This is a genomic window from Acidithiobacillus sp., assembly GCF_027322205.1.
Classification (GTDB): Bacteria; Pseudomonadota; Gammaproteobacteria; order Acidithiobacillales; family Acidithiobacillaceae; genus Acidithiobacillus.
Window position 1 is genome coordinate 10787 of sequence record NZ_DAHVHY010000059.1, and the last position, 1264, is coordinate 12050.

A 1264-nucleotide genomic window follows, 5' to 3' on the forward strand; every position below is an offset into this window, starting at 1 on the left:
GCGGGGCTCGCCACCATTATTACCCAGACGGAATATACCGAAGGACAGGACTTTAGCGCAGCGCTGCGGGTTCTCGATCATTTGGGAGAAACGGTATCCCCGGCGCACGTATTGCAGGGCCAGGCCGCTGGGGAGCAGGTGGTCGTGGATATTCCTACCCTGCAGGGGTGGTGGGCGGATATCCGCGAAGTTTGAGTGTTTGGGAACATTGCCAGCGGGCGTTATGCGGTCCACCATACATTGGTCCCATACGGCAACGTCAACCCCGGTGTTTGTGAATCGTAAGTAATCGGCCGCCTATACCAATATCTCCGATCTTAGGCATGACCACGTGCCAGATCAGCCGTATGTGCCTTGAGTTGTGCTATCAATGTCTTAAATCCTACTTTCTGCAAAGCTTCAGTAAATTCGGCTTTCTCCATAGCCATAGCGCTCACGCCATCGGTACTCACATTCAGGATCTGCCACTGGCCCTCCGATTTGCTGAGAATATAGGCAAATTGGTTTTTCATGCCATTTTTTGCGATGAGGTCGCTAGTGATGATGGCACGCCCTCCTGCAACCATCTGGGGCGGCGACAGCGTAAATTTCTGACCGGCATAATGATCAAAGTGGGCGGCATAGTTGGCGGCCGAATATTTCGTTAGTGTCTCCACAAACTGCTGCCGCTGACTTGCGTTGAGATCATTCCATGATGTCCCCAAGGTCAGTTGGCCAATCATGGGAATATTAAACGCGGATCTGACCGCTGGATAGACGATATGGAAGCGCTGCTGATAGGTGCCAGACGGTCCCGTCTTCATCGCTAGGATGAGTGCGGTGTTCAGATTCGCAACCACCTGCTGAGGCGTGTTTGCCTGATGCACGGGCGGTGCGGTAGCCTGGGTGGCCATTTCTGCCGCCCAAGCAGCACTGCTGCCCAGAGAGATGAGCGCGCCGGTAGCTGTGAAAAGGATACTTTTTATTTTTTCGTCGTAAAGTGACATGCAGATTTTCCTTGTATATTTGTTGAAAAATCCATCCTACAATCTTCGTCTGCCCGTAATTGATGCCACAACAAACAGCACCAAGAATAGGATGAAGCGAATTAGAGTAGGATATACCTGGATTTGCGGTATGTTCTGTGCGTTACATTACACATGTAATAACTTTTGAAGATATTGCAATTTTTTCAGTTTGTCATGAATTTTCGCTAGTCTCCGAATTTTAAACGCGGTAAGCATATTAATGCCACGATGTTTCCAGTTCGCCGTTATGGTTAAAG

At 49.8% G+C, this 1264-nt stretch carries 1 protein-coding gene and 1 pseudogene; one reads left to right on the forward strand and one right to left on the reverse strand.

What is annotated here, in order from left to right; genetic code table 11:
• Window positions 1–195, forward strand: a pseudogene (locus M7F93_RS09105) (HAD family hydrolase); the annotation flags it as partial.
• Between the two features lie 122 nt (window positions 196–317).
• Here the strand turns inward: M7F93_RS09105 and M7F93_RS09110 are convergent.
• On the reverse strand, window positions 318–986 hold the full coding sequence (locus tag M7F93_RS09110; RefSeq protein WP_298172286.1) for an ABC transporter substrate-binding protein: 669 nt from the start codon (window positions 984–986) through the stop codon (window positions 318–320).
• Between the last annotated feature and the right edge of the window lie 278 nt (window positions 987–1264).

What these genes read in the sequence shown, in the direction of transcription:
- M7F93_RS09110 (WP_298172286.1), bottom strand. Translation starts at nt 986, where the DNA reads ATGTCACTTTACGACGAAAAAATAAAAAGTATCCTTTTCACAGCTACC.